Here is an 18,363-nt window from a genome sequence, read left to right on the forward strand (position 1 = left end):
GTTGTCGGAGCCGGGTGCTGTGATGTCCTCGTGAGCCCGACGACCCCCGCCCGCAGCCCCGCCAGGACCGGTGCGACCGGTCCCCGAGGCCGCTCGCGGTCCGCCGCACCGACCGGCCCGGCCTACCGCCTGGTGCGGCCCGGTGCCGAGGCGGGTGCGGCGCCACCACCGGTGCTCGACGCCGAGCAGCAGCGCGTCGTCGACCACGAGGGCGGTCCGCTGCTGGTGCTCGCCGGGCCCGGCACCGGCAAGACGACGACCCTCGTCGAGGCCGTGGTGCGCCGGGTCGAGCAGGGCGCGCGGCCCGAGGAGGTGCTGGCCCTCACCTTCTCGCGCAAGGCCGCGGAGCAGCTGCGTGACCGGGTGACCGCACGGCTGGGGCGCACGACCGCCGCGGCCCCCAGCTCGACCTTCCACTCCTTCGCCTACGGCCTGGTCCGCGCCTACGCCCCCGCGGAGCTCTACGAAGCCCCGCTGCGGCTGCTCAGCGCACCCGAGCAGGACGTCGTGCTCCGCGAGCTGCTCACCGACAGCCCCGAGTCGGTCGACTGGCCGCCCGGCCTGGCCCGCGCGCTCGGCACCCGCGGCTTCGCCCGCGAGGTGCACGCCGTGCTCTCCCGTGCGCGGGAGAAGGGCCTCGACGGCGCGGCCCTGACCGCGCTGGGGCGAGAGCACGACGCGCCGGAGCTGGTCGCCGCCGGACTCTTCCTCGACCAGTACCTCACCAACCTCGACGCCCAGGGCGCCACCGACTACGCCGACCTCATCCGGCGTGCGACGATCGAGGCGCGCGCCCACCGCGACGAGCTGCGCCGCCGCTTCCGCCACGTCTTCGTCGACGAGTACCAGGACACCGACCCCGGCCAGGTGGCGCTGCTCCGCGAGCTCGCGGGCGACGGCCGCGACCTCGTCGTGGTCGGCGACCCCCACCAGTCGATCTACGCCTTCCGCGGCGCCGAGGTGCGGGGCATCCTCGACTTCCCCCGCGAGTTCCCGACCCTCGACGGCCGCCCCGCAGAGGTCGTCGCGCTGCGCACGACCCGCCGCTTCGGGCCCCGGCTGCTCGTGGCCACCCAGCGGGTCGCCGCCCGGCTGCCGCTGTCGGGCAGCATCGACGCCGCCGCGCGCGAGGCCTTCCTGGCGCCGCAGGCGACCACCGGTGCGCTGGGGGAGGGGCGCGTGGTGGTGCGCACCTTCGACACCGAGCGGGCCGGGGCCGAGCACCTCGCCGACCTGCTGCGCCGCGCCCACCTCGAGGACGGCGTGCCGTGGGACGAGATGGCCGTGCTGGTGCGCTCCGGCCGGGCGTCGATCCCGCCGCTGCGCCGCGCCCTGGGGGCGGCGGGCGTCCCGGTGGAGGTGGCCGCCGACGAGGTGCCGCTCGTGCGCGACCCGGCGGTGCTGCCGCTGCTCGACGCACTGCGCACCGTCGCGGAGGGGGACTCCGCCGTCGACGGTGCGCGCGCGGAGTCGCTGCTGACCGGGCCGCTCGGGGGCCTCGACGCCGGTGACCTGCGTCGGCTCGGCCGGGCGCTGCGCACCCGGGAGCGGGCCCGGGCGCTGCGCGAGGGCGCGTCGCCGCGGCCATCAGGTGAGCTGGTGCGCCTCGCCGTCCTCGACCCCACGCTGCTCGACGGCCTCGACGAGCCCGCGGCCGGCCGTGCGCAGGCGCTCGCGGGGCTCCTGGCCGCCGCCCGCGAGGACCTCGCTGCCGGCGCCACCGCCGAGGAGGTGCTGTGGTCGCTGTGGTCCGGCACCTCGTGGCCGGCCCGGCTGCGGCGTGCGGCGGAGCAGGGCGGGCCGGCGGCGCGTCGTGCCCACCGCGACCTCGACTCCGTCTGCGCCCTCTTCGACCTCGCGGCCCGCGCCGAGGAGCAGCGCGACCACCGCGGTGTGCGGGCCTTCCTCGCGACGCTCGTCGCGCAGCAGATCCCCGGTGACACCCTGGCGGAGCGCGGCGCGCGCGGCGCCGCCGTGCGCCTGCTGACGGCGCACCGCTCGAAGGGGCTGGAGTGGCGGCTCGTGGTGCTGGCCCACGTCCAGGAGGACGCCTGGCCCGACCTGCGGCGCCGCTCGACGCTGCTGCAGGCCGACCGCATCGGCACCGACGGGCTGGTCCCGCCGGTGTCGGTGCGCAGCCTGCTCGCCGAGGAGCGCCGCCTCTTCTACGTCGCCTGCACCCGCGCGCGGCAGCGGTTGGTGGTCACCGCCGTCGCGTCCGGCGACGACGAGGGCGAGCAGCCGTCGCGGTTCCTCGACGAGCTGGGGGTGCCGGTGGAGGCGGTCGTGGGCCGCCCGGCGCGGCCGCTGTCCGTCGACGGCCTGGTGGCCGAGCTGCGACGCACGCTCGCCGACCCCGCCCAGCCCGAGCCGTTGCGCGAGGCGGCCGCGCGCCGCCTCGCGCGGCTCGCCGCCGAGACGGTCGGCGACCGCGCACTGGTGCCGCACGCCGACCCCTCCACCTGGTGGGGCACGCGTGCGGCCACCCGGTCGGTGCAGCCCGTCCGCGACCCCGAGCGGCCCGTGCCGCTCTCGGCCAGCGCGCTGGAGGGCATCGTGACCTGCCCGATGCGCTGGTTCCTCGAGCGCGAGGCCGGCGGCACCGCCCGCGCCCACCAGGCGGCCAACCTCGGCCAGCTCCTGCACGCGCTCGCCCAGCGGGTGGCGACCGGCGACCTGGACGCCGGTCCCGACGACGTGGGAGTGCTGATGGCCCACGTCGACGCCGTCTGGGACCGGCTGGAGTTCCGCACGCCGTGGTCGCGCGCACGGGAGCACGACCGCGTCCGCGCCGCGCTCGAGCGCTTCCTGCGCTGGCACCACCGCACCGGTCGCCGGCTGCTGGCGACCGAGGCGCCCTTCGACACCGTCGTCGAGCTGCCCGACGGCGAGCAGGTGCAGCTCACCGGCTACGCCGACCGTCTCGAGCTCGACCGCGACGGTCGGGTCGTGGTCGTCGACCTCAAGACCGGCCGCACCGCCCCGTCCACGAGCTCGGTGCAGCAGCACCGCCAGCTCGCGCTCTACCAGCTCGCGGTCGACCACGGGGCAGTGGCGGAGCACGCGCCCGACGCGCCCGCCGGCGGTGGCGAGCTGGTGCAGCTCGGGCTGCTCGACGGCGGCCCGGAGGCCGTGGTGCAGCCCCAGCGGCGGCACGCCGACGACGGCCCCGAGCGCGCGGTCCTGCGCGGCGAGCTGCAGCGGGCCGCGGTGGTGCTGCGGCGCGAGGGGTTCCCGGCCGCCGCGGGGGCGCACTGCCGCGACTGCGCCTTCACGTCGCTGTGCCCGGTCAAGGGCGCCGGGTCGGTGGTGGCGTCGTGACCGGTCCTCTCGCACCCGTGGTGCCGATCGAGTCACCCGAGGACCTCCAGCGCGTCATGCAGACGCCCTACGCGCCGAGCCCGCAGCAGTGGCGCGCCATCTCGGCCCCCCTGTCCCCGGCGGTCGTCGTCGCCGGCGCCGGGTCGGGCAAGACGACGCTGATGGCCGCCCGGGTCGTGCACCTGGTGGTCACCGGCCAGGTGCGCCCCGAGGAGGTCCTGGGGCTCACGTTCACCACGAAGGCCGCCAGCGAGCTGCGCGCGCGCATCCGTGCCGCGCTGCGCACCGCCGGCGTGCTGCCCGAGGCCGGCCGGCCGGCGGGCCGGGGCGGTCCAGGTGGGCCGGGCGTCACCGACGACGACGCGGGCGAGGAGGTGCTGGAGCCCACGGTGCTGACCTACAACGCCTACGCTGCGCAGCTGCTCAGCGAGCACGGCCTGCGCATCGGCCACGAGCCCGACACCCGCGTGGTCACCGACGCCGCGCGCTTCCAGCTCGGCGCCCGGGTCGTCGAGCGCCACACCGCCGCGGTGCACCAGCTCTCCGACCACCCTGAGACCGTCATCCAGTCGCTGCTCGCGCTCGACGGCGCGATGAGCGAGCACCTCGTCGCGCCCGACGACGTGCGACGTGTCGACGCGGAGGCACGGCGCGGCTTCGAGCGCGCCCTGGCCGAGGAGCGCGCCGGCAAGGCGCGCTCGACGTGGTGCCAGGCGGTCGAGAAGGCGATCTCGGCGATCGACCGCCGTGCCGAGCTCCTCGGGCTCGTGGAGGACTACCGCCGGCTCAAGCGCGACCTGGGGCTGATGGACTTCTCCGACCAGATCGAGCTCGGGGCGCGCCTCGCGGTCGAGCAGCCCGACGTCGGCGCCGCCGAGCGCGCGGTGCGCAAGGTGGTCCTCCTCGACGAGTACCAGGACACCTCCGTCGCGCAGGCGACCATGCTCTCCCGGCTCTTCTCGGGGCCCGACCCGGCGCGTGGGCTCGGCCACGCGGTCACCGCGGTCGGCGACCCCAACCAGGCCATCTACGGCTGGCGCGGCGCCTCGGTGTCCAACATCCTCGGCTTCGCCGAGACCTTCCCGGCCGCGCCGGGTCCCGACGGGACCCCGGGCGAGGTGCCGGTCCACCCGCTCACCGTCAACCGCCGCTCCGACCGGCTCGTCCTCGACGTCGCCAACCGGCTCGCGGAGCCGCTGCTGGAGGCCTACGACCAGGTCGAGCCGCTCGAGGCGGCGCCCGGGGCGGCGGAGGGCAGCGTCGAGGTCGCGGTCCACGAGACCCACGCCGACGAGCTGGCGTGGTTGGTGGAGGCGGTGCAGGACGCACACGCGGGGGTCCGCGACGACGGCTCGCCCCTCCTGTGGTCCGACCTGGGCGTGCTGGTGCGCGACAACGCCCACGCCGAGGACGTCTTCGACGCGCTGACCTCGGCCGGCGTCCCGGTCGAGATCGTCGGGCTCTCCGGGCTGCTGCGCCTGCCCGAGGTGGCCGAGGTGGTCGCGACCCTCCGGCTGCTGCACGACGTGACGGCCAACGCCGCGCTGCTGACGCTGCTCACCGGTCCGCGCTGGGCGGTGGGTCCGCGCGACCTGCGCCTGCTCGGCCGGCGGGCCGCCCAGATCGCGGGAGGCCAGCTGGCCCGGCCCGACGACGCGAGCGACGTGGCTGCGCACCTGCTGGCCGTCGCCGACGGCGTCGACCCGGCCGAGGTGCCGTGCCTCGACGACGCCCTGGCCGACCCGGGGGACCCGGCGGAGCACCCCTTCTCCTCCGAGGCGCGCGAGCGCTTCGCCCTGCTCGCCGCCGAGCTGCGCCAGCTGCGCGGCCACGTCGGCGAGCCGGTGCTCGACGTGGTGCGCCGCATCGTCGACGCCGCCGGCACCGACGTCGAGCTGGCCTCCGCGGTGAGCCCGGCGGCGGCCGCGCGTCGCGACAACCTCGACCTCTTCCTGCGCGCGGTCGCCGACTTCGAGGCGGTCGACGGCGACGTCACGCTGCCGGCGCTGCTCGCCTACCTGACCGCGGAGGACGACCAGGGCAACGGCCTCGACCTCGCGACGCCGACGCAGGCCGACTCGGTCAAGCTGCTCACGGTGCACCGCTCCAAGGGCCTCGAGTGGCACACCGTCTTCCTGGTGGGTGCGTGCGAGACCCGCTTCCCCTCCAACCGCTCGCGCACCTTGTGGACCACCTCGCCGGCGGTGCTCCCCGCGCCGCTGCGCGGCGACGCCCACGACCTGCCGCAGCTCGCCGGCCACGACAAGCCGGCCCTCGACGCCTACCGCGCGGCCACCCGGGCCCACGACGCCGAGGAGGAGCTGCGCCTCGGCTACGTCGCGCTCACCCGCGCCGCGCACCGGCTGGCCGTCACCTCCTACTGCTGGAGCCCGCGCGCCACGCCGTTCGGGCCCTCGTCCTACCAGCAGGTCGTGCGCGAGGTGCTCGAGGAGCGCGGGCTGCCCGTGCACTGCTGGCGCGAGAAGCCGGAGAAGGGCGCCGCGCACCCCTACGCCGACGTCGACGCCACCCGCCCCTGGCCACCGACCGAGGCCGGGCGCGAGGCACTGCTGCGCCGCGAGGCCGCCGAGCGCGTGCGCGCCGCCGCGGCGCGGGTCGGTGCACCCGACGACGACCTCGACGTGGTCTCCGCGGCGCGGGTCGCCGAGTGGGACGCCGAGCTCGACCGGCTGCTCGCCGAGCTGCGCCGCGACCGTGCCGACGAGGTGACGGTGGCGCTGCCGGCCAGCCTGTCGGCCACCGCGGTCTCCCGGCTGCGCGACGACCCCGACGGCTTCGCCCGCGACCTGGCGCGCCCCGTGCCGCGACGGCCGTCGTCCGCCGCTCGCTTCGGCACCCGCTTCCACGCCTGGGTCGAGGCGCGCTTCGGCCAGCAGGACCTCTTCGACTACGACGACCTGCCGGGGCGCGCCGACGCCGGCATCGACGACGACACCGACCTCAAGGCGCTCGTCGAGGCCTTCGAGGCCGGACCGTTCGCGACCCGGGTGCCCCACGCCGTCGAGGCGCCCTTCGCGCTCGTGCTCGCGGGCCAGGTGGTCCGCGGCCGCATCGACGCCGTCTACGCCGAGCCCGACGGCAGCTTCCTGGTCATCGACTGGAAGACCGGCCGCAGCCTGGACGCCGATCCGCTCCAGCTCGCGCTCTACCGCCTGGCCTGGGCCGAGCTGCACGACCTGCCGCTCGACCGGGTGCGCGCCGCCTTCTGCCACGTGCGCACCGGCGACGTGGTCGCCCCGCCGGACCTCCTCGACCGCGCGGGTCTCGAGGCGCTCCTCGGTGGGGACTAGCCTCGCCGACGTGCCGACCCCCGACCCGACACCCCGCCCGCCGGCCCCGGCGTCGCCCCGCACCCTGCCCCACGTCGCGCTGTCGCAGCACGCCCACGACCGGCACGGGGCGCACCGCAGCGACGAGGCGTGGCACGCCGCGCGGTGGGCCGACCCCACCACGCGCGTCCTGGTGCTCGCCGGCTCACGGCTGCGCGTCGTCGACGGCCGCGTCGCCTGGACCACGCCGGCCGAGGCGCCCGCGGGCACCCGCCTGCTGCTGGGGGAGCGCGACGGCACCACGGCGTACGCCGTCGTCGTCGACCCCGCGGACGCGCCTGGCCCGCGCGAGGAGTGGGTCGTGCTCCGCGCGGCGCTCCAGCACGTGGCCGACCCGGCCGATCCCGACGCCGCGCGCGACGCCCCGCTGGTGCTGCACGCCGTCGGTCTCGCCGAGTGGCTGTGGGCGACGCGGCACTGCCCGCGCTGCGGAGGTGCGCTCGAGGTCCGCAAGGCGGGGCACGAGCAGGTCTGCACCGCGTGCGGCAAGCCGCAGTTCCCCCGCACCGACCCCGCGGTCATCATGCTGGTCGCCCACGGCGAGCCGGGGTCCGACGACGAGCGGTGCCTGCTCGGGCGCAGCCCCGCGTGGCCGCCCGGGCGCTACTCCACCCTCGCGGGCTTCGTCGAGCCCGGGGAGACGATGGAGGACGCCGTGCGCCGCGAGGTGCACGAGGAGACCGGGGTGCTGGTCGGCGCGGTCGACTACTTCGGCAGCCAGCCGTGGCCGCTCCCGGCCAGCCTCATGGTCGGCTTCACCGCGCGCGCGAGCTCCACCGCCGTCGCGGTCGACGGCGAGGAGGTCGAGGACGCGCGCTGGTGGACCCGCGACGAGCTGCGCGCGGAGGCCGAGTCGGGCGCGCTCGTGCTGCCCGGCGGCGTCTCGATCTCGCGGTCGCTCATCGAGGGGTGGTACGGCGGTCCGCTGCCGGGCCAGTGGTGACGCCCGCCCGGCGGCCCGGCCGAGCAGGCCGGGGGGACGGTCTCAGGCCAGCGAGGCCAGCTTCTCCTTGACCTGCGCCAGCGAGGGGTTCGTCATCGCCGTGCCGTCGCTGTAGACGAGGGTCGGCACGGTCTGGTTGCCGCCGTTGGCCTGCTCGACGAGCTGCGCGGCCGCGGGGTCCTGCTCGATGTCGACCACGTCGAAGGGGATGCCCTCACGGTCGAGCTGGCCCTTCAGGCGGTGGCAGTAGCCGCACCAGGGCGTGCTGTACATCGTGAACTGGGCGCTCATCGCGGGGTCTCCTCGTCGGGTCTCGGGGGTGTCGGAGCCGGCGTCTAGGGTCGGGTCCGCACCTGGGCCAACCACCTGCTCCGAGGAGATGTTCCCTCATGCCGCACGCCGACGACCTGCTCGCCGCGCTCGACCCCGAGCAGCGTGCGGTCGCCGAGGCGCTGCGTGGGCCGGTGCGCGTGCTGGCCGGCGCCGGCACGGGCAAGACCCGCGCCATCACCCACCGCATCGCCCACGGGGTGCGCACCGGTGTCTACGAGCCCACCGAGGTGCTCGCGGTCACCTTCACCACGCGCGCGGCCGGCGAGATGCGCGGGCGGCTGCGCTCGCTGGGCGCCGGCGGGGTGCAGGCGCGCACCTTCCACTCCGCCGCGCTGCGCCAGCTGCGCTACTTCTGGCCCCGCGTGCACGGCAGCGAGCTGCCGACCCTCACGGAGTCCAAGCTCGGCCTGGTCGCGACCGCGGCCCGGCGACACCGGCTGCCCACCGACCAGGCGCTGCTGCGCGACCTCGCCTCCGAGGTCGAGTGGGCCAAGGTGAGCAACGTCCACCCCGACGACTACGTCCGCGTCGCGGCGTCGCGCGGCCGCTCGGTGGCCAAGGCCGACCCCGAGGTGGTCGCGCGGGTGCTCTCGACCTACGAGGACGTCAAGCGCAGCGCGGGCCGCATGGACATGGAGGACGTGCTGCTGCTGTGCGCGGGCGTCCTCGCCGACGACGAGCGGGTGGCCGCGCAGGTCCGCCGACAGTACAAGTGGTTCGTCGTCGACGAGTTCCAGGACGTCTCGCCGCTGCAGCAGGCGCTGCTCGACCTGTGGCTGGGCGGTCGCCACGAGATCTGCGTGGTCGGCGACCCCGCCCAGACGATCTACTCCTTCGCCGGAGCCGACTCGACCTACCTGCGCGACTTCGCAACCCACCACCCCGGCACGACCTCGGTGGAGCTGGTGCGCAACTACCGCTCCACCCCCGAGGTCGTCTCGGTCGCCAACCGGCTGCTGTCCGGCAGCCCCAGCGAGGGCGTGCGGCTCACTGCCGTGCGCGACGGCGGCCCGGCGGTGTCGTGGGCGCAGCGCGCCGACGAGGTCGAGGAGGCCGAGGCGGTCGCGGCCCGGGTGCTCGAGCTGCGTGCGGCCGGGGTGCCGCTGTCCGAGGTGGCGGTGCTCTTCCGCATCAACGCCCAGTCCGAGGCCTTTGAGGAGGCGCTCGCCGCCCGCGGCCTGCCCTACGTCGTCCGTGGCGCGGCCCGCTTCTTCGACCGCCCCGAGGTGCGTCAGGCGGTCACCCTGCTGCGCGGCACCGCGCGCGGCGGTGGCGGGGGCACCGCCGACGACCTCCTCGACGACGTGCGCGCCACGCTGTCCGGCGTCGGCTGGACCACCGACGCGCCGACCGCCCGCGGGCAGACGCGCGACCGGTGGGAGTCGCTGCAGGCGCTGGTCGACCAGGCGGCCGAGTTCGCCCGGACCGCCGCCGAGCGCGACGAGCCCGCCGACCTCGGGGCCTTCGTCGACGACCTCGACCGCCGTGCCGCCGAGCAGCACGCCCCGGTCGCCGAGGGCGTCACCCTCGCGAGCCTCCACGCCGCGAAGGGCCTCGAGTGGGACGTCGTCTTCCTCTGCGGCCTGCAGGACGGCACCCTGCCCATCAGCTACGCGATCGAGACCGGTCCCGGGGCCGTGGAGGAGGAGCGGCGCCTGCTCTACGTGGGGGTCACCCGGGCCCGCCGGGAGCTGCACGTGTCGTGGGCGCTCGCGCGCCAACCCGGAGGGCGGGCCTCGCGCAAGCCGTCGCGCTTCCTCGACGGCCTGCGCCCCGCTGGCCTCGACGACGGCGGGGGCCAGCGCGAGCGCGGCCGGTCCCGGCGACGTCAGCCGGCCCACTGCCGTGAGTGCGGCAGGCCACTGGAGACGCCCGCGGCGCGCAAGACCGGGCGGTGCGAGGACTGCCCCGCGTCCTACGACGAGGAGCTCTTCGAGCGGCTGCGGGCCTGGCGGCTCGCCAAGGCCGCCGACGAGAGCGTCCCGGCCTACGTCGTCTTCACCGACGCCACCTTGCAGCTCATCGCCGAGCACCGCCCCCGGTCACCGCAGGCACTGCTGGCGCTCAGCGGCATCGGCCGGGGCAAGCTCGAGAAGTACGGCGAGGAGGTCCTGGAGCTGCTCTCCTGAGGCCGCCGGGCGGCGCCGGAGGAAAATTTCGTTGTAATACCCGTAAATTCGATTGCCCATGACACTGCGGACCCGCTACGGTCCTCACCAACGCCCGGCGACCAGGGTCCCTGCCACGGACCTCGCCCCGACCCACCGGAGGAGGTGGACCAGATGATGACGATCGCGACGACCGCGAAGCCGATGTCCCTGACGGGGACGTCGCGCGCCCTCGTGCCCACCTGCGCCCACGCCTCCCTCGTGGCCGTCCAGGGCACCCGTGCGCCCATCGCCGCCCAGCGCGCCGACGTCGTCGGCGTGCGCACCGGCGTCGAGGCCCGCGGCGGCGCCGCCCTCGTGCCGGCCACCCCGTTCTGGGGGACCCCTGCCTGGAGACCACCGACCAGCTGACCAGCTCAGCTCGCCGGCACCCTCCAGGCCGCGGATCCCCACCGGGATCCGCGGCTTTTCTGTTTCCCGCACCACACACGACCAGGTCGACGGAAGGAGGTGACACATGACCATCAGCGTTCTCGACCGCGCGACGGAGCAGCTCCCGGCAACCCTGGGCCAGCTGCACGACGCGGCGGAGGAGGTGGACGAGGAGCGGTTGCCGTGCCGGGTGGAGAACCCCGAGCTCTGGTTCGCCGAGACCCCGTCCGACGTGGAGTTCGCCAAGTCCCTGTGCCAGGGCTGCCCCGTGCAGTCGCTGTGCCTCGACGGGGCGCTCGAGCGGCGCGAGCCGTGGGGCGTCTGGGGAGGCCAGCTCTTCCTGCAGGGCGTGGTGATCCCGCGCAAGCGCCCGCGTGGCCGGCCCCGCAAGAGCGAGGCAGCCGCCTGAGCCCCCGACCGCCCGTCCCGACACCTGCACCACCGGAGAAGACCACCCTCATGAAGCACCGAGCGAACGGAAGCACCGACATGGAACTCATGCACGAACACCTGGCACGCGCACAAATGTCCGCGCGCCTGGGAGAGGCGCAGCAGCTGCGGCGCGGCCACCAGCTGGCCATCCACCAGCGGATGAGCCGCAAGGCGGAGAAGGCGGCGCTGCAGGCGCGCCTCGCCATCGCCCGCGCCCTCTGAGCAGGGCGCGGCACCGACCCTCGACGATCGACCTGGTCGTGGGACACCCGAGCCGGGTCCGGCCCCGCACGCACCGCGTGCCGGGGTCGGGCCCGGCTCTCGTGCGTGCCGCCGTGCCACCCGGAGCGTGCACGGCGAGGCCGGCCGGGTCCGGCTACGGTGGTGGGGTGGTCGGAGCCGAGCGCACGCCGCCCGAGACGGGCCCCGAGACGGGCCTCGAGACGGGCCCCGAGGCGGGACCCGAGGTCAGCCCCGCGCCCGGCCCGCGCACGTGCGACTTCTGCGGCGCCCACGAGGCGGACGCGGCCCGGGCGGCGCTGACGTGGACGACCGCGACGGAGCGGGGCCGCACCCGCAGCTTCTGTCCGCGCTGCTCGCGCGAGCACCTGCGGGCGATGGAGTCCAAGCTCGACAGCGAGTGGTGGTGACCGGCCCGCCGCGCTGAGGTCAGGCCGCCCAGTCGCACCCGCAGCGCGGGTGCAGCGGCCAGCGCCGCGGCGTGAGGTCGAGCCGGTCGTCGACCTCGACGGTCGCCGACCAGGTCTGCGGTCGCCGCCCGTCGACCCAGCGCAGGAGGTCAGCGGCCGCGAGGCCGAGCGCGACGGCGACCAGCGTCGGGTCGCCCGGCGCGGGCGCCACCGTGTCGCCGCGCACGGTCGCGCGGGCGCGGCTCAGCTGCAGGTCGACCAGCGGCGCCGCGGGATCCTGGTCGGCCCGGGCGGCGGAGAGGCAGCGCACGCAGGCCGACTCGCCCGGGGCGGTGAACGGGCCCACGCGCGCCCCGCCCCGCGGCGTGGCGACCACGTGGAGGTGCGGTGTCGCCGTGCGCAGCAGGTCGTCGGCGGCCTCGGGCCGGTCGAGCAGCACCCACGCCGCCGGGGCCGCCCCACCGCCGGTCCGGCGTCGGGGCTCCGGGTCGGTCCACGGGACGAGCCCGGCGTTCGCGAGCAGCGGGGCGACGCGAGCACACCAGTCGGCCCGCCCGGCGACCCCGACCGCCAGTGAGCGCCGCCGGGCGAGCAGCGTCGGGGCGGCCTCGCCGTGCACGGCGTACGCCGCGGCGACAGCGGCCCGCGCCGGCTCGCCTCCCTCACTCGCCGCACCGACCGCGCCTCCTGCGGCCGTGAGGTCGCGCCGCAACGACGCGGCCGGCACGACGAGTCGCTCCTCGCGCAGGCGCCGCCACACCAGGTCGTGGCGGCCCGGCGTCCGCACGGCACCGCTCGTGCCCAGCCGGTCGAGCAGGCCGCGTACGGCGTCACGGGCGCCCACCACGACCGCCCGGTCGCCTGTGCCGACCTGCACGTGGTCGGGCGGGCGGCGGACGACGGCGACCCCCGGGGCGAGGACCCACACCACCGGGTCGGGGTCGCGCCCCGCCGCGGCCGGGGCGGACGGCACGGGGCCGGGATCGAGGCGACGGCTGCTCACCCCGCGAGGGTGCCACCGGCCGGCCGTCACCGTGGGCCGCTCTCCACAGCCCCGCACCCGCAGCGTCGGCGGCGTCGGCAGAGGCTGCGGTCCGGGCAGCGGCCGTGGTCCCCGGGCTGCGGCGTCGGCTGCGACGCCGTCGTCCGCGCCGACCACTAGCCTGCCGCCATGGCTGCCAGCGCTGGGACCTCCGACCTCGACCTCACCCACCTCCGGCTCGACCGGCCCGCGCCGGGCGTCGCGCGGCTGACCCTGGACAACCCGGGGCAACGCAACGCCATGTCGGCGGAGATGACCGCGAGCTGGGTGCGGGCGGTCGACGCGCTGCGTGGTGACCCCGAGGTGCGGGTCGTCGTCGTGACGGGGGAGGGCAAGGCCTTCTGCTCCGGCGGCGACACGTCCTGGTTGGCCAGCGAGCCGGGGGCGTCGGTCGACCGGCTGCGCACGCGGATGGTGGCGTTCTACCGCGCCTGGCTCTCGATCCGCAGCCTCGAGGTGCCGACCATCGCCGCGCTCAACGGCGCGGCGATCGGTGCCGGGTTGTGCGTCGCGCTGGCCTGCGACGTGCGCCACGCCGCGGCCGGCGCGCGGCTGGGGGTGCCCTTCACCCGCCTCGGTCTGCACCCCGGGATGGCGGCGACCCACCTGCTGCCCGACGTGGTGGGCCCCGCCCGGGCCCGCGACCTGCTCCTGACCGGCCGCCTCGTCGACGCCGACGAGGCGCTGGGGCTCGGTCTCGTCTCCCGCGTGGTCGACCCCGCGGACTTCGAGGCGTCGGTGATCGAGACTGCCCAGCAGGTCGCCGGCGCCGCGCCGATCGCCACCCGGCTGACCAAGCTCGCGCTGCTGCAGGGTGGGCACGCCGACCTGGAGGCGGGGTTGCAGTGGGAGGCGATGGCGCAGCCGATCACCCTGGCGACGGCCGACCTGCAGGAGGGCATCGCCGCCGTGCAGCAGAAGCGGGCCCCGGTCTTCCGGGGGGAGTAGCGGCCACCTCAGGTGGCAGCGGGCCCCCGGCTCGTCCCTGCGGCTGGGCTTCCCCTTCCCGACCGCAGCGGACCCGCCGGGGGCCCTCTGGGCAGCAACCTAGGAGCGTCGGGCGCGCGGGTCAACGCCTGTCTGTCCACCCCTGTGGACAGGGCTGTGGACAACGTGTGGACCCAGGCACGACGACGGTGGACAGGGGTCCGCAGGTGGGGGACCGGGCTGTGCACGACACGCCCGGGCGGTGTCACCGCCCCACCGGTGACCAGCCAGGATGGGCGGGCACGGGCTGTGGAGGAGAAGTCGTCGGGAGGAGCACGGCGTGTCGTACGACGCGGGTCCGGTGGCAGCGCTGCGCCGCATCGCGTTCCTGCTGGAGCGGGCGCGCGAGGACACCTACAAGGTCAAGGCCTACCGGGCGGCGGCGGCGACCCTGCTCCCGCTGCCCGCGGACGAGGTCGCCGCCCGGGTCGACGCGGGCACGCTCACCGAGCTGCCCGGGGTCGGTGCCAGCACCGCGAAGGTCGTCGCGGCGGCGGTGCGCGGGGAGGTGCCCGAGCGGCTGGCCCGGCTCGAGGCCGAGCAGGCAGGCCCGCTCGTCGAGGGTGGGCGCGCCCACCGCGCGGCGCTGCGCGGCGACTGCCACAGCCACTCCGACTGGTCCGACGGCGGCTCGCCGATCGAGGAGATGGCCTTCACCGCCATCGAGCTGGGCCACGACTACCTCGTGCTCACCGACCACTCGCCCCGCCTCAAGGTCGCTCGCGGGCTCTCGGCCGAGCGCCTCGCGCGCCAGCTCGACGTCGTCGACGCGGTCAACGCCCACCTCGTGGCCCGCGCCGACGCCGGCCCGGGGGAGGGCTTCACCCTGCTGAAGGGCATCGAGGTCGACATCCTCGACGACGGCGGGCTCGACCAGAGCGACGAGATGCTGGCGCGTCTCGACCTCCGCGTCGCCAGCGTGCACTCCAAGCTGCAGATGGAGCGTGCCGCGATGACGCGGCGGATGGTCGCGGCCGTGCGGCACCCGCGCACCAACGTGCTGGGCCACTGCACGGGCCGGCTGGTCACGGGCGGGCGCGGCACCCGGGCCGAGTCGTCCTTCGACGCCCGCGCGGTCTTCGAGGCGTGCGCCGAGAGCGGCACCGCGGTGGAGATCAACTCGCGGCCCGAGCGGCGCGACCCGCCGACCCGGCTGCTCGAGCTGGCGCGCGACGTGGGCTGCCTCTTCTCGATCGACAGCGACGCCCACGCCCCCGGCCAGCTCGACTTCCTCGACCACGGCTGCGAGCGTGCGGAGGCGGCGGGCATCGAGCCCGACCGCATCGTCAACACCTGGCCGCGCGACAGGTTGCTCGCGTGGGCCGCGGGGGACACCTCCGTCCGCTAGCGTGCGGAGGGTGGCGGTCGCGGACGCGGGTGAGGACGCGGTCCCCCCTGCCCGAGGCCCGCTGCCGGCCAGTCCCCGGGTGGAGGTACGCCGCTCGTCGCGACGCCGCCGCACGGTCTCGGCGTACCGCGACGGGGACACCGTCGTCGTGCTGGTCCCCGCGAGCCTGAGCCGGCGCCAGGAGGCCGACTGGGTGGCGCGGATGGTCGCGCGGCTGCAGCGCGCGGAGGCACGGCGCAGCCCGAGCGACGCCGACCTGCTGGCGCGGGCGCTGCACCTGAACGACACCTACCTCGGCGGCCTGGCCGTCCCCGACTCGGTGCGGTGGGTCGACAACCAGCGAGCGCGGTGGGGGTCCTGCACCCCCGGGGACCGCTCGATCCGGCTCTCGAGCCGGCTGCGCGGGATGCCCACCTGGGTCGTCGACTACGTGCTGGTGCACGAGCTCGCCCACCTGCTCGAGCCTGGGCACGACGCGAAGTTCTGGTCGTGGGTCGAGCGCTATCCCCGCGCGGAGCGCGCCCGGGGCTACCTGCTCGGCTGGTCGGCCGCGGCCGACGTCGAGCCCCCGGCCAGCGAGGCCGACGCGCCGGGGACCGACACGCCCTGAGCCGGCGCGAGCGTCGCGAGCCGCTCGCGGGCCAGCGCCACCAGCTCGACGAGGTCGGGGTCGGGGTCGGGCAGCGCGTCGACCGGCCACCACCGCACGTCGAGGCTCTCCTCGCTCACGACGTGCTCGTCGGCCTCGGGACCGTGCTCCGCCACCGCGGCGAAGCGCACGTCGAGGTGGTGCACGCCGCCGGCACCGCCGCAGAAGGGGACGGCGTGCTCGCTGAGCTGCACCGGCTGCGGGTCGAGCCGCAGCCCGACGAGGCCGGACTCCTCCGCTGCCTCCCGCGCCGCCGCGCCGGCGAGGGAGCGGTCGCCCTCTTCGCAGTGCCCGCCGACCTGGAACCAGCGCCGTGCCTTGGCGTGCAGCGTCAGCAGCACCCAGGCGCCGTCGGGGGAGAGGACGGCGGTGCTGGCCGTCAGGTGGTCGGGCCGGCAGCCGCGCTCGACCCCGTCGGGGTGCTCGCGCAGGTGGGCGGTGAAGCGGGCGCGCAGCGCCTCCTGCGCGGGCGAGGGGGCCGCCCAGCCGTCGAGGGTGTGCAGCGCGTCGGCGTGCAGGCTCACGCCGGCCGGTCGCCGGCGTCCCCGCCGTCGTCCTCGGCCTCGCCGTCGGTGCTCCCCTCGGTGCCCCCGTCCGGGCCTCCGTCGCTGCCCCCGTCGCTGCCCCCGTCGCTGCCCCCGTCGGTGCCCGGGGCCTCGCCGGAGAGCAGCCGCTGCAGCTCGGCGTCGAACTCGTCCTCGCTCAGCGCGTCGGGCGCGGCGGCGTCCTCGCGGAAGCCGAGGGGGTCGTCGAGGTCGGCCGCGGTGGGCAGCAGGTCGGGGTGGGTCCACACCCCGTCGCGGGCCTCGGCGCCCTGCCGGGTGCGCAGCGAGCCCCACAGGGTGGAGGCGTCGCGCAGACGGCGGGGGCGCAGCTCGAGGCCGACCAGGGAGGCGAAGGTCTGCTCGGCGGGGCCGCCGGCCGCGCGGCGTCGGCGCACCGCCTCCTGCAGCTTCGCGGCCGCCGGCATCCGCTCGGCCGTCGCCTGGCCGACGACCTCGTCGACCCAGCCCTCGACGAGCGCGAGCGTCACCTCGAGGCGCTGCAGCGCGGCCAGCTGGGCGGGGGACTGGGCGAGGTCGAAGAGCCCGCCCTCCATCGCCGACTGCAGGGCGGCGGGGTCCATTGGGTTGAGCCCGCGCACCTGCTCCTCGAGGCCGCTGACGTCGATCTCGATGCCGCGGGCGTAGTCGGTGACGGCGCCCAGGAGGTGCTCGCGCAGCCACGGGACGTGGGCGAAGAGCCGCTGGTGGGCGGCCTCGCGGAGCGCGAGGTAGAGCAGCACGTCGTCGGCGGTGACGTCGAGGCCGTCGGCGAAGTCGGCGATGTTGGCCGGCACCAGCGCGGCGACCCCGTCAGGGCCGAGGGGGAGGCCCACGTCGCTGGCGGTGAGCACCTCGCCCGCGAGCGCCCCGAGGCCCTGACCGACCTGCGTCGCGACCATCGCGCCCGTGGCGCGACCCAGGATGTCGAGCACGGGTCCGGCCATCGCGCGCGCCTCCTCGGGCAGCGCGTCGGCCAGCGCACCGGTGGCCTGCGCGGCGATCGGCTCGACCAGGCCCTTCCAGACCTGGGTCGTCGAGGTGACCCACTCGGCGCGCGACCAGGCGGCAGTGGTGGTGACGCCGGAGGGGAAGCCGGTGGCGGTGTCGAGCCAGTGGTCGGCGAGGCGCACCGCGTCGGCGACGGCGTCCCTCTGCTTCTGCGTCGGCGAGGGGTCGGGCTCCTGCGCGACGGCCTTGCGGGCGACGTCGAGGGCCAGGGTCCAGTTGACCGGCCCCTCGTGGGGGGCGAAGAGGTGCTGCACCTGCCCCATCAGCGCGGCCAGGTCGGGCATCCCCGGGATGCCGCCCGGGGCACTTGGGACCCCGAAGCCGCCGACACCGCCGGCGCCCCCCGACAGGTTGCGGAAGAGCTGCTCGAAGGGCGTGCCCTCGAACGGGTTCTGCCCGTCCCCGGGCCGGTCCGCGGCGTCGTCGCTCATGGGGTCCACGGTACTGCCGGCGCACTAGGGTGGCGGCGTGGCCGCCGACCTGCACCCCGCCGTACGCCTCGTGGACCTGCGGGAGACCCCGCTCGACGTCGCCGAGGTGGTCGGGGCCCTCGACGACGACGCCTCCGGCGGTCTGGTGCTCTTCGTCGGCCGGGTGCGTGACCACGACGCCGGCAAGGGCGTGGTGGGCCTCGACTACTCCGCCCACCCGGCCGCCCTCGACCGGCTCCGCGACGTCTGCGGGCGGGTGGCCGAGGAGCACGACGTGCAGGGCGTCGCCGCGGTCCACCGCGTCGGGAGCCTCGGGATCGGCGACGTCGCCGTGGTCGTGGCGACCACCGCCGGCCACCGCGGCGAGGCGTTCACCGCCTCGCGCGCCCTCATCGACACCCTCAAGGCCGAGGTGCCGATCTGGAAGCACCAGCGCTTCGGCGACGGCACGGAGGAGTGGGTGGGCACGCCCTGAGCGCGCGCTCCGGCGTGGCGGCGCCGCGACCTCCGGCGCGCGCCGCACACTGCGGTGGTGGAGATCCTGCTGTGGCTGGTGCCCCCCGCCGCCGTGACGGCTGCGGCGATGGCGTGGGCCGGGTGGTCGGGCCGCAAAGGTCGCGACGAGGTCGACCGCGAGGCCGCGCTCGCCCGGATGGCTGCCGCGCTCTCGCAGGAGCCGCCCGCGCGGGCCACCGGCGTGGCGCGGCCGCGCGACCGCAGCACCGGCATCGCGGTGCGCCCGTCGCGACGCGCCCCCGGCGCCGGTCCGCGCTGACCCGGCCCC

General features: G+C 76.6%; 17 protein-coding genes. 13 read left to right on the plus strand and 4 right to left on the minus strand.

Features of this window, described 5'->3' with window-relative positions; translation table 11 throughout:
- Positions 1-30: 30 nt before the first annotated feature.
- The 3 genes from BJ989_RS07875 to nudC are packed head-to-tail and all read left to right on the plus strand — an operon-like array spanning position 31 to position 7,614.
- Complete coding sequence (locus BJ989_RS07875; RefSeq protein WP_343049180.1) at positions 31-3,321, plus strand: ATP-dependent helicase; 3,291 nt, start codon at positions 31-33, stop codon at positions 3,319-3,321.
- The gene (locus tag BJ989_RS07880) at positions 3,318-6,632 is read left to right on the plus strand and encodes an ATP-dependent helicase (RefSeq protein ID WP_343049181.1); all 3,315 of its coding nucleotides are present in this window, start codon (positions 3,318-3,320) and stop codon (positions 6,630-6,632) included. Before BJ989_RS07875 ends, BJ989_RS07880 begins: the two co-directional genes overlap by 4 nt.
- Positions 6,633-6,642: 10 nt before the next feature.
- Positions 6,643-7,614, plus strand: coding sequence for an NAD(+) diphosphatase (gene nudC / locus BJ989_RS07885; protein WP_179517734.1), 972 nt, complete (start codon positions 6,643-6,645; stop codon positions 7,612-7,614).
- Between the two features lie 42 nt (positions 7,615-7,656).
- Here nudC and BJ989_RS07890 read toward each other — a convergent pair whose 3' ends face one another.
- Positions 7,657-7,905: a mycoredoxin gene (locus BJ989_RS07890; RefSeq protein WP_179517735.1), complete on the minus strand. Its 249-nt coding sequence runs from the start codon at positions 7,903-7,905 to the stop codon at positions 7,657-7,659.
- 98 nt (positions 7,906-8,003) lie between these two features.
- Here BJ989_RS07890 and BJ989_RS07895 point away from each other — a divergent pair, with 98 nt between their 5' ends.
- The 5 genes from BJ989_RS07895 (at position 8,004) to BJ989_RS07915 (ending at position 11,569) form a co-directional block, all read left to right on the plus strand.
- Positions 8,004-10,076: an ATP-dependent DNA helicase UvrD2 gene (locus BJ989_RS07895; protein ID WP_179517736.1), complete on the plus strand. Its 2,073-nt coding sequence runs from the start codon at positions 8,004-8,006 to the stop codon at positions 10,074-10,076.
- A 153-nt stretch (positions 10,077-10,229) separates the two neighbouring features.
- Complete coding sequence (locus BJ989_RS07900) at positions 10,230-10,466, plus strand: hypothetical protein (RefSeq protein ID WP_179517737.1); 237 nt, start codon at positions 10,230-10,232, stop codon at positions 10,464-10,466.
- A gap of 106 nt (positions 10,467-10,572) precedes the next feature.
- On the plus strand, positions 10,573-10,896 hold the full coding sequence (locus BJ989_RS07905) for a WhiB family transcriptional regulator (RefSeq protein WP_179517738.1): 324 nt from the start codon (positions 10,573-10,575) through the stop codon (positions 10,894-10,896).
- A 116-nt stretch (positions 10,897-11,012) separates the two neighbouring features.
- Entirely contained in the window at positions 11,013-11,141 is a 129-nt protein-coding gene (locus tag BJ989_RS18225; RefSeq protein ID WP_281363162.1) for a hypothetical protein, read from the plus strand.
- Positions 11,142-11,308: 167 nt separating this feature from the next.
- Positions 11,309-11,569: a hypothetical protein gene (locus tag BJ989_RS07915; protein WP_179516469.1), complete on the plus strand. Its 261-nt coding sequence runs from the start codon at positions 11,309-11,311 to the stop codon at positions 11,567-11,569.
- A 19-nt stretch (positions 11,570-11,588) separates the two neighbouring features.
- On the opposite strand, the gene BJ989_RS07920 is transcribed toward BJ989_RS07915, so the two are convergent.
- Positions 11,589-12,572, minus strand: a complete 984-nt coding sequence (locus BJ989_RS07920; protein ID WP_179517740.1) for a hypothetical protein — start codon at positions 12,570-12,572, stop codon at positions 11,589-11,591.
- Positions 12,573-12,740: 168 nt separating this feature from the next.
- Between BJ989_RS07920 and BJ989_RS07925 the strand changes: the two genes are divergently transcribed.
- The 3 genes from BJ989_RS07925 (at position 12,741) to BJ989_RS07935 (ending at position 15,556) form a co-directional block, all read left to right on the plus strand.
- Entirely contained in the window at positions 12,741-13,559 is an 819-nt protein-coding gene (locus BJ989_RS07925; protein ID WP_179517741.1) for an enoyl-CoA hydratase/isomerase family protein, read from the plus strand.
- 319 nt (positions 13,560-13,878) lie between these two features.
- Complete coding sequence (locus tag BJ989_RS07930) at positions 13,879-14,946, plus strand: PHP domain-containing protein (RefSeq protein WP_343049183.1); 1,068 nt, start codon at positions 13,879-13,881, stop codon at positions 14,944-14,946.
- Between the two features lie 79 nt (positions 14,947-15,025).
- Positions 15,026-15,556, plus strand: a complete 531-nt coding sequence (locus BJ989_RS07935) for a M48 family metallopeptidase (protein WP_343049493.1) — start codon at positions 15,026-15,028, stop codon at positions 15,554-15,556.
- On the opposite strand, the gene BJ989_RS07940 is transcribed toward BJ989_RS07935, so the two are convergent.
- Positions 15,475-16,119, minus strand: coding sequence for an NUDIX domain-containing protein (locus tag BJ989_RS07940; RefSeq protein ID WP_179517743.1), 645 nt, complete (start codon positions 16,117-16,119; stop codon positions 15,475-15,477). The genes BJ989_RS07935 and BJ989_RS07940 overlap by 82 nt on opposite strands.
- Positions 16,116-17,579 (minus strand): zinc-dependent metalloprotease, encoded by a 1,464-nt coding sequence (locus tag BJ989_RS07945; protein ID WP_179517744.1) that lies wholly within the window; start codon positions 17,577-17,579, stop codon positions 16,116-16,118. Before BJ989_RS07945 ends, BJ989_RS07940 begins: the two co-directional genes overlap by 4 nt.
- 37 nt (positions 17,580-17,616) lie before the next feature.
- Here BJ989_RS07945 and BJ989_RS07950 point away from each other — a divergent pair, with 37 nt between their 5' ends.
- Both BJ989_RS07950 and BJ989_RS07955 read left to right on the plus strand, forming a co-directional pair.
- Complete coding sequence (locus tag BJ989_RS07950; RefSeq protein ID WP_343049184.1) at positions 17,617-18,054, plus strand: molybdenum cofactor biosynthesis protein MoaE; 438 nt, start codon at positions 17,617-17,619, stop codon at positions 18,052-18,054.
- Between the two features lie 57 nt (positions 18,055-18,111).
- Positions 18,112-18,354, plus strand: coding sequence for a hypothetical protein (locus BJ989_RS07955; protein WP_179517745.1), 243 nt, complete (start codon positions 18,112-18,114; stop codon positions 18,352-18,354).
- Positions 18,355-18,363: the final 9 nt, after the last annotated feature.

The organism is Nocardioides perillae (genome assembly GCF_013409425.1).
Lineage (GTDB): Bacteria > Actinomycetota > Actinomycetes > Propionibacteriales > Nocardioidaceae > Nocardioides > Nocardioides perillae.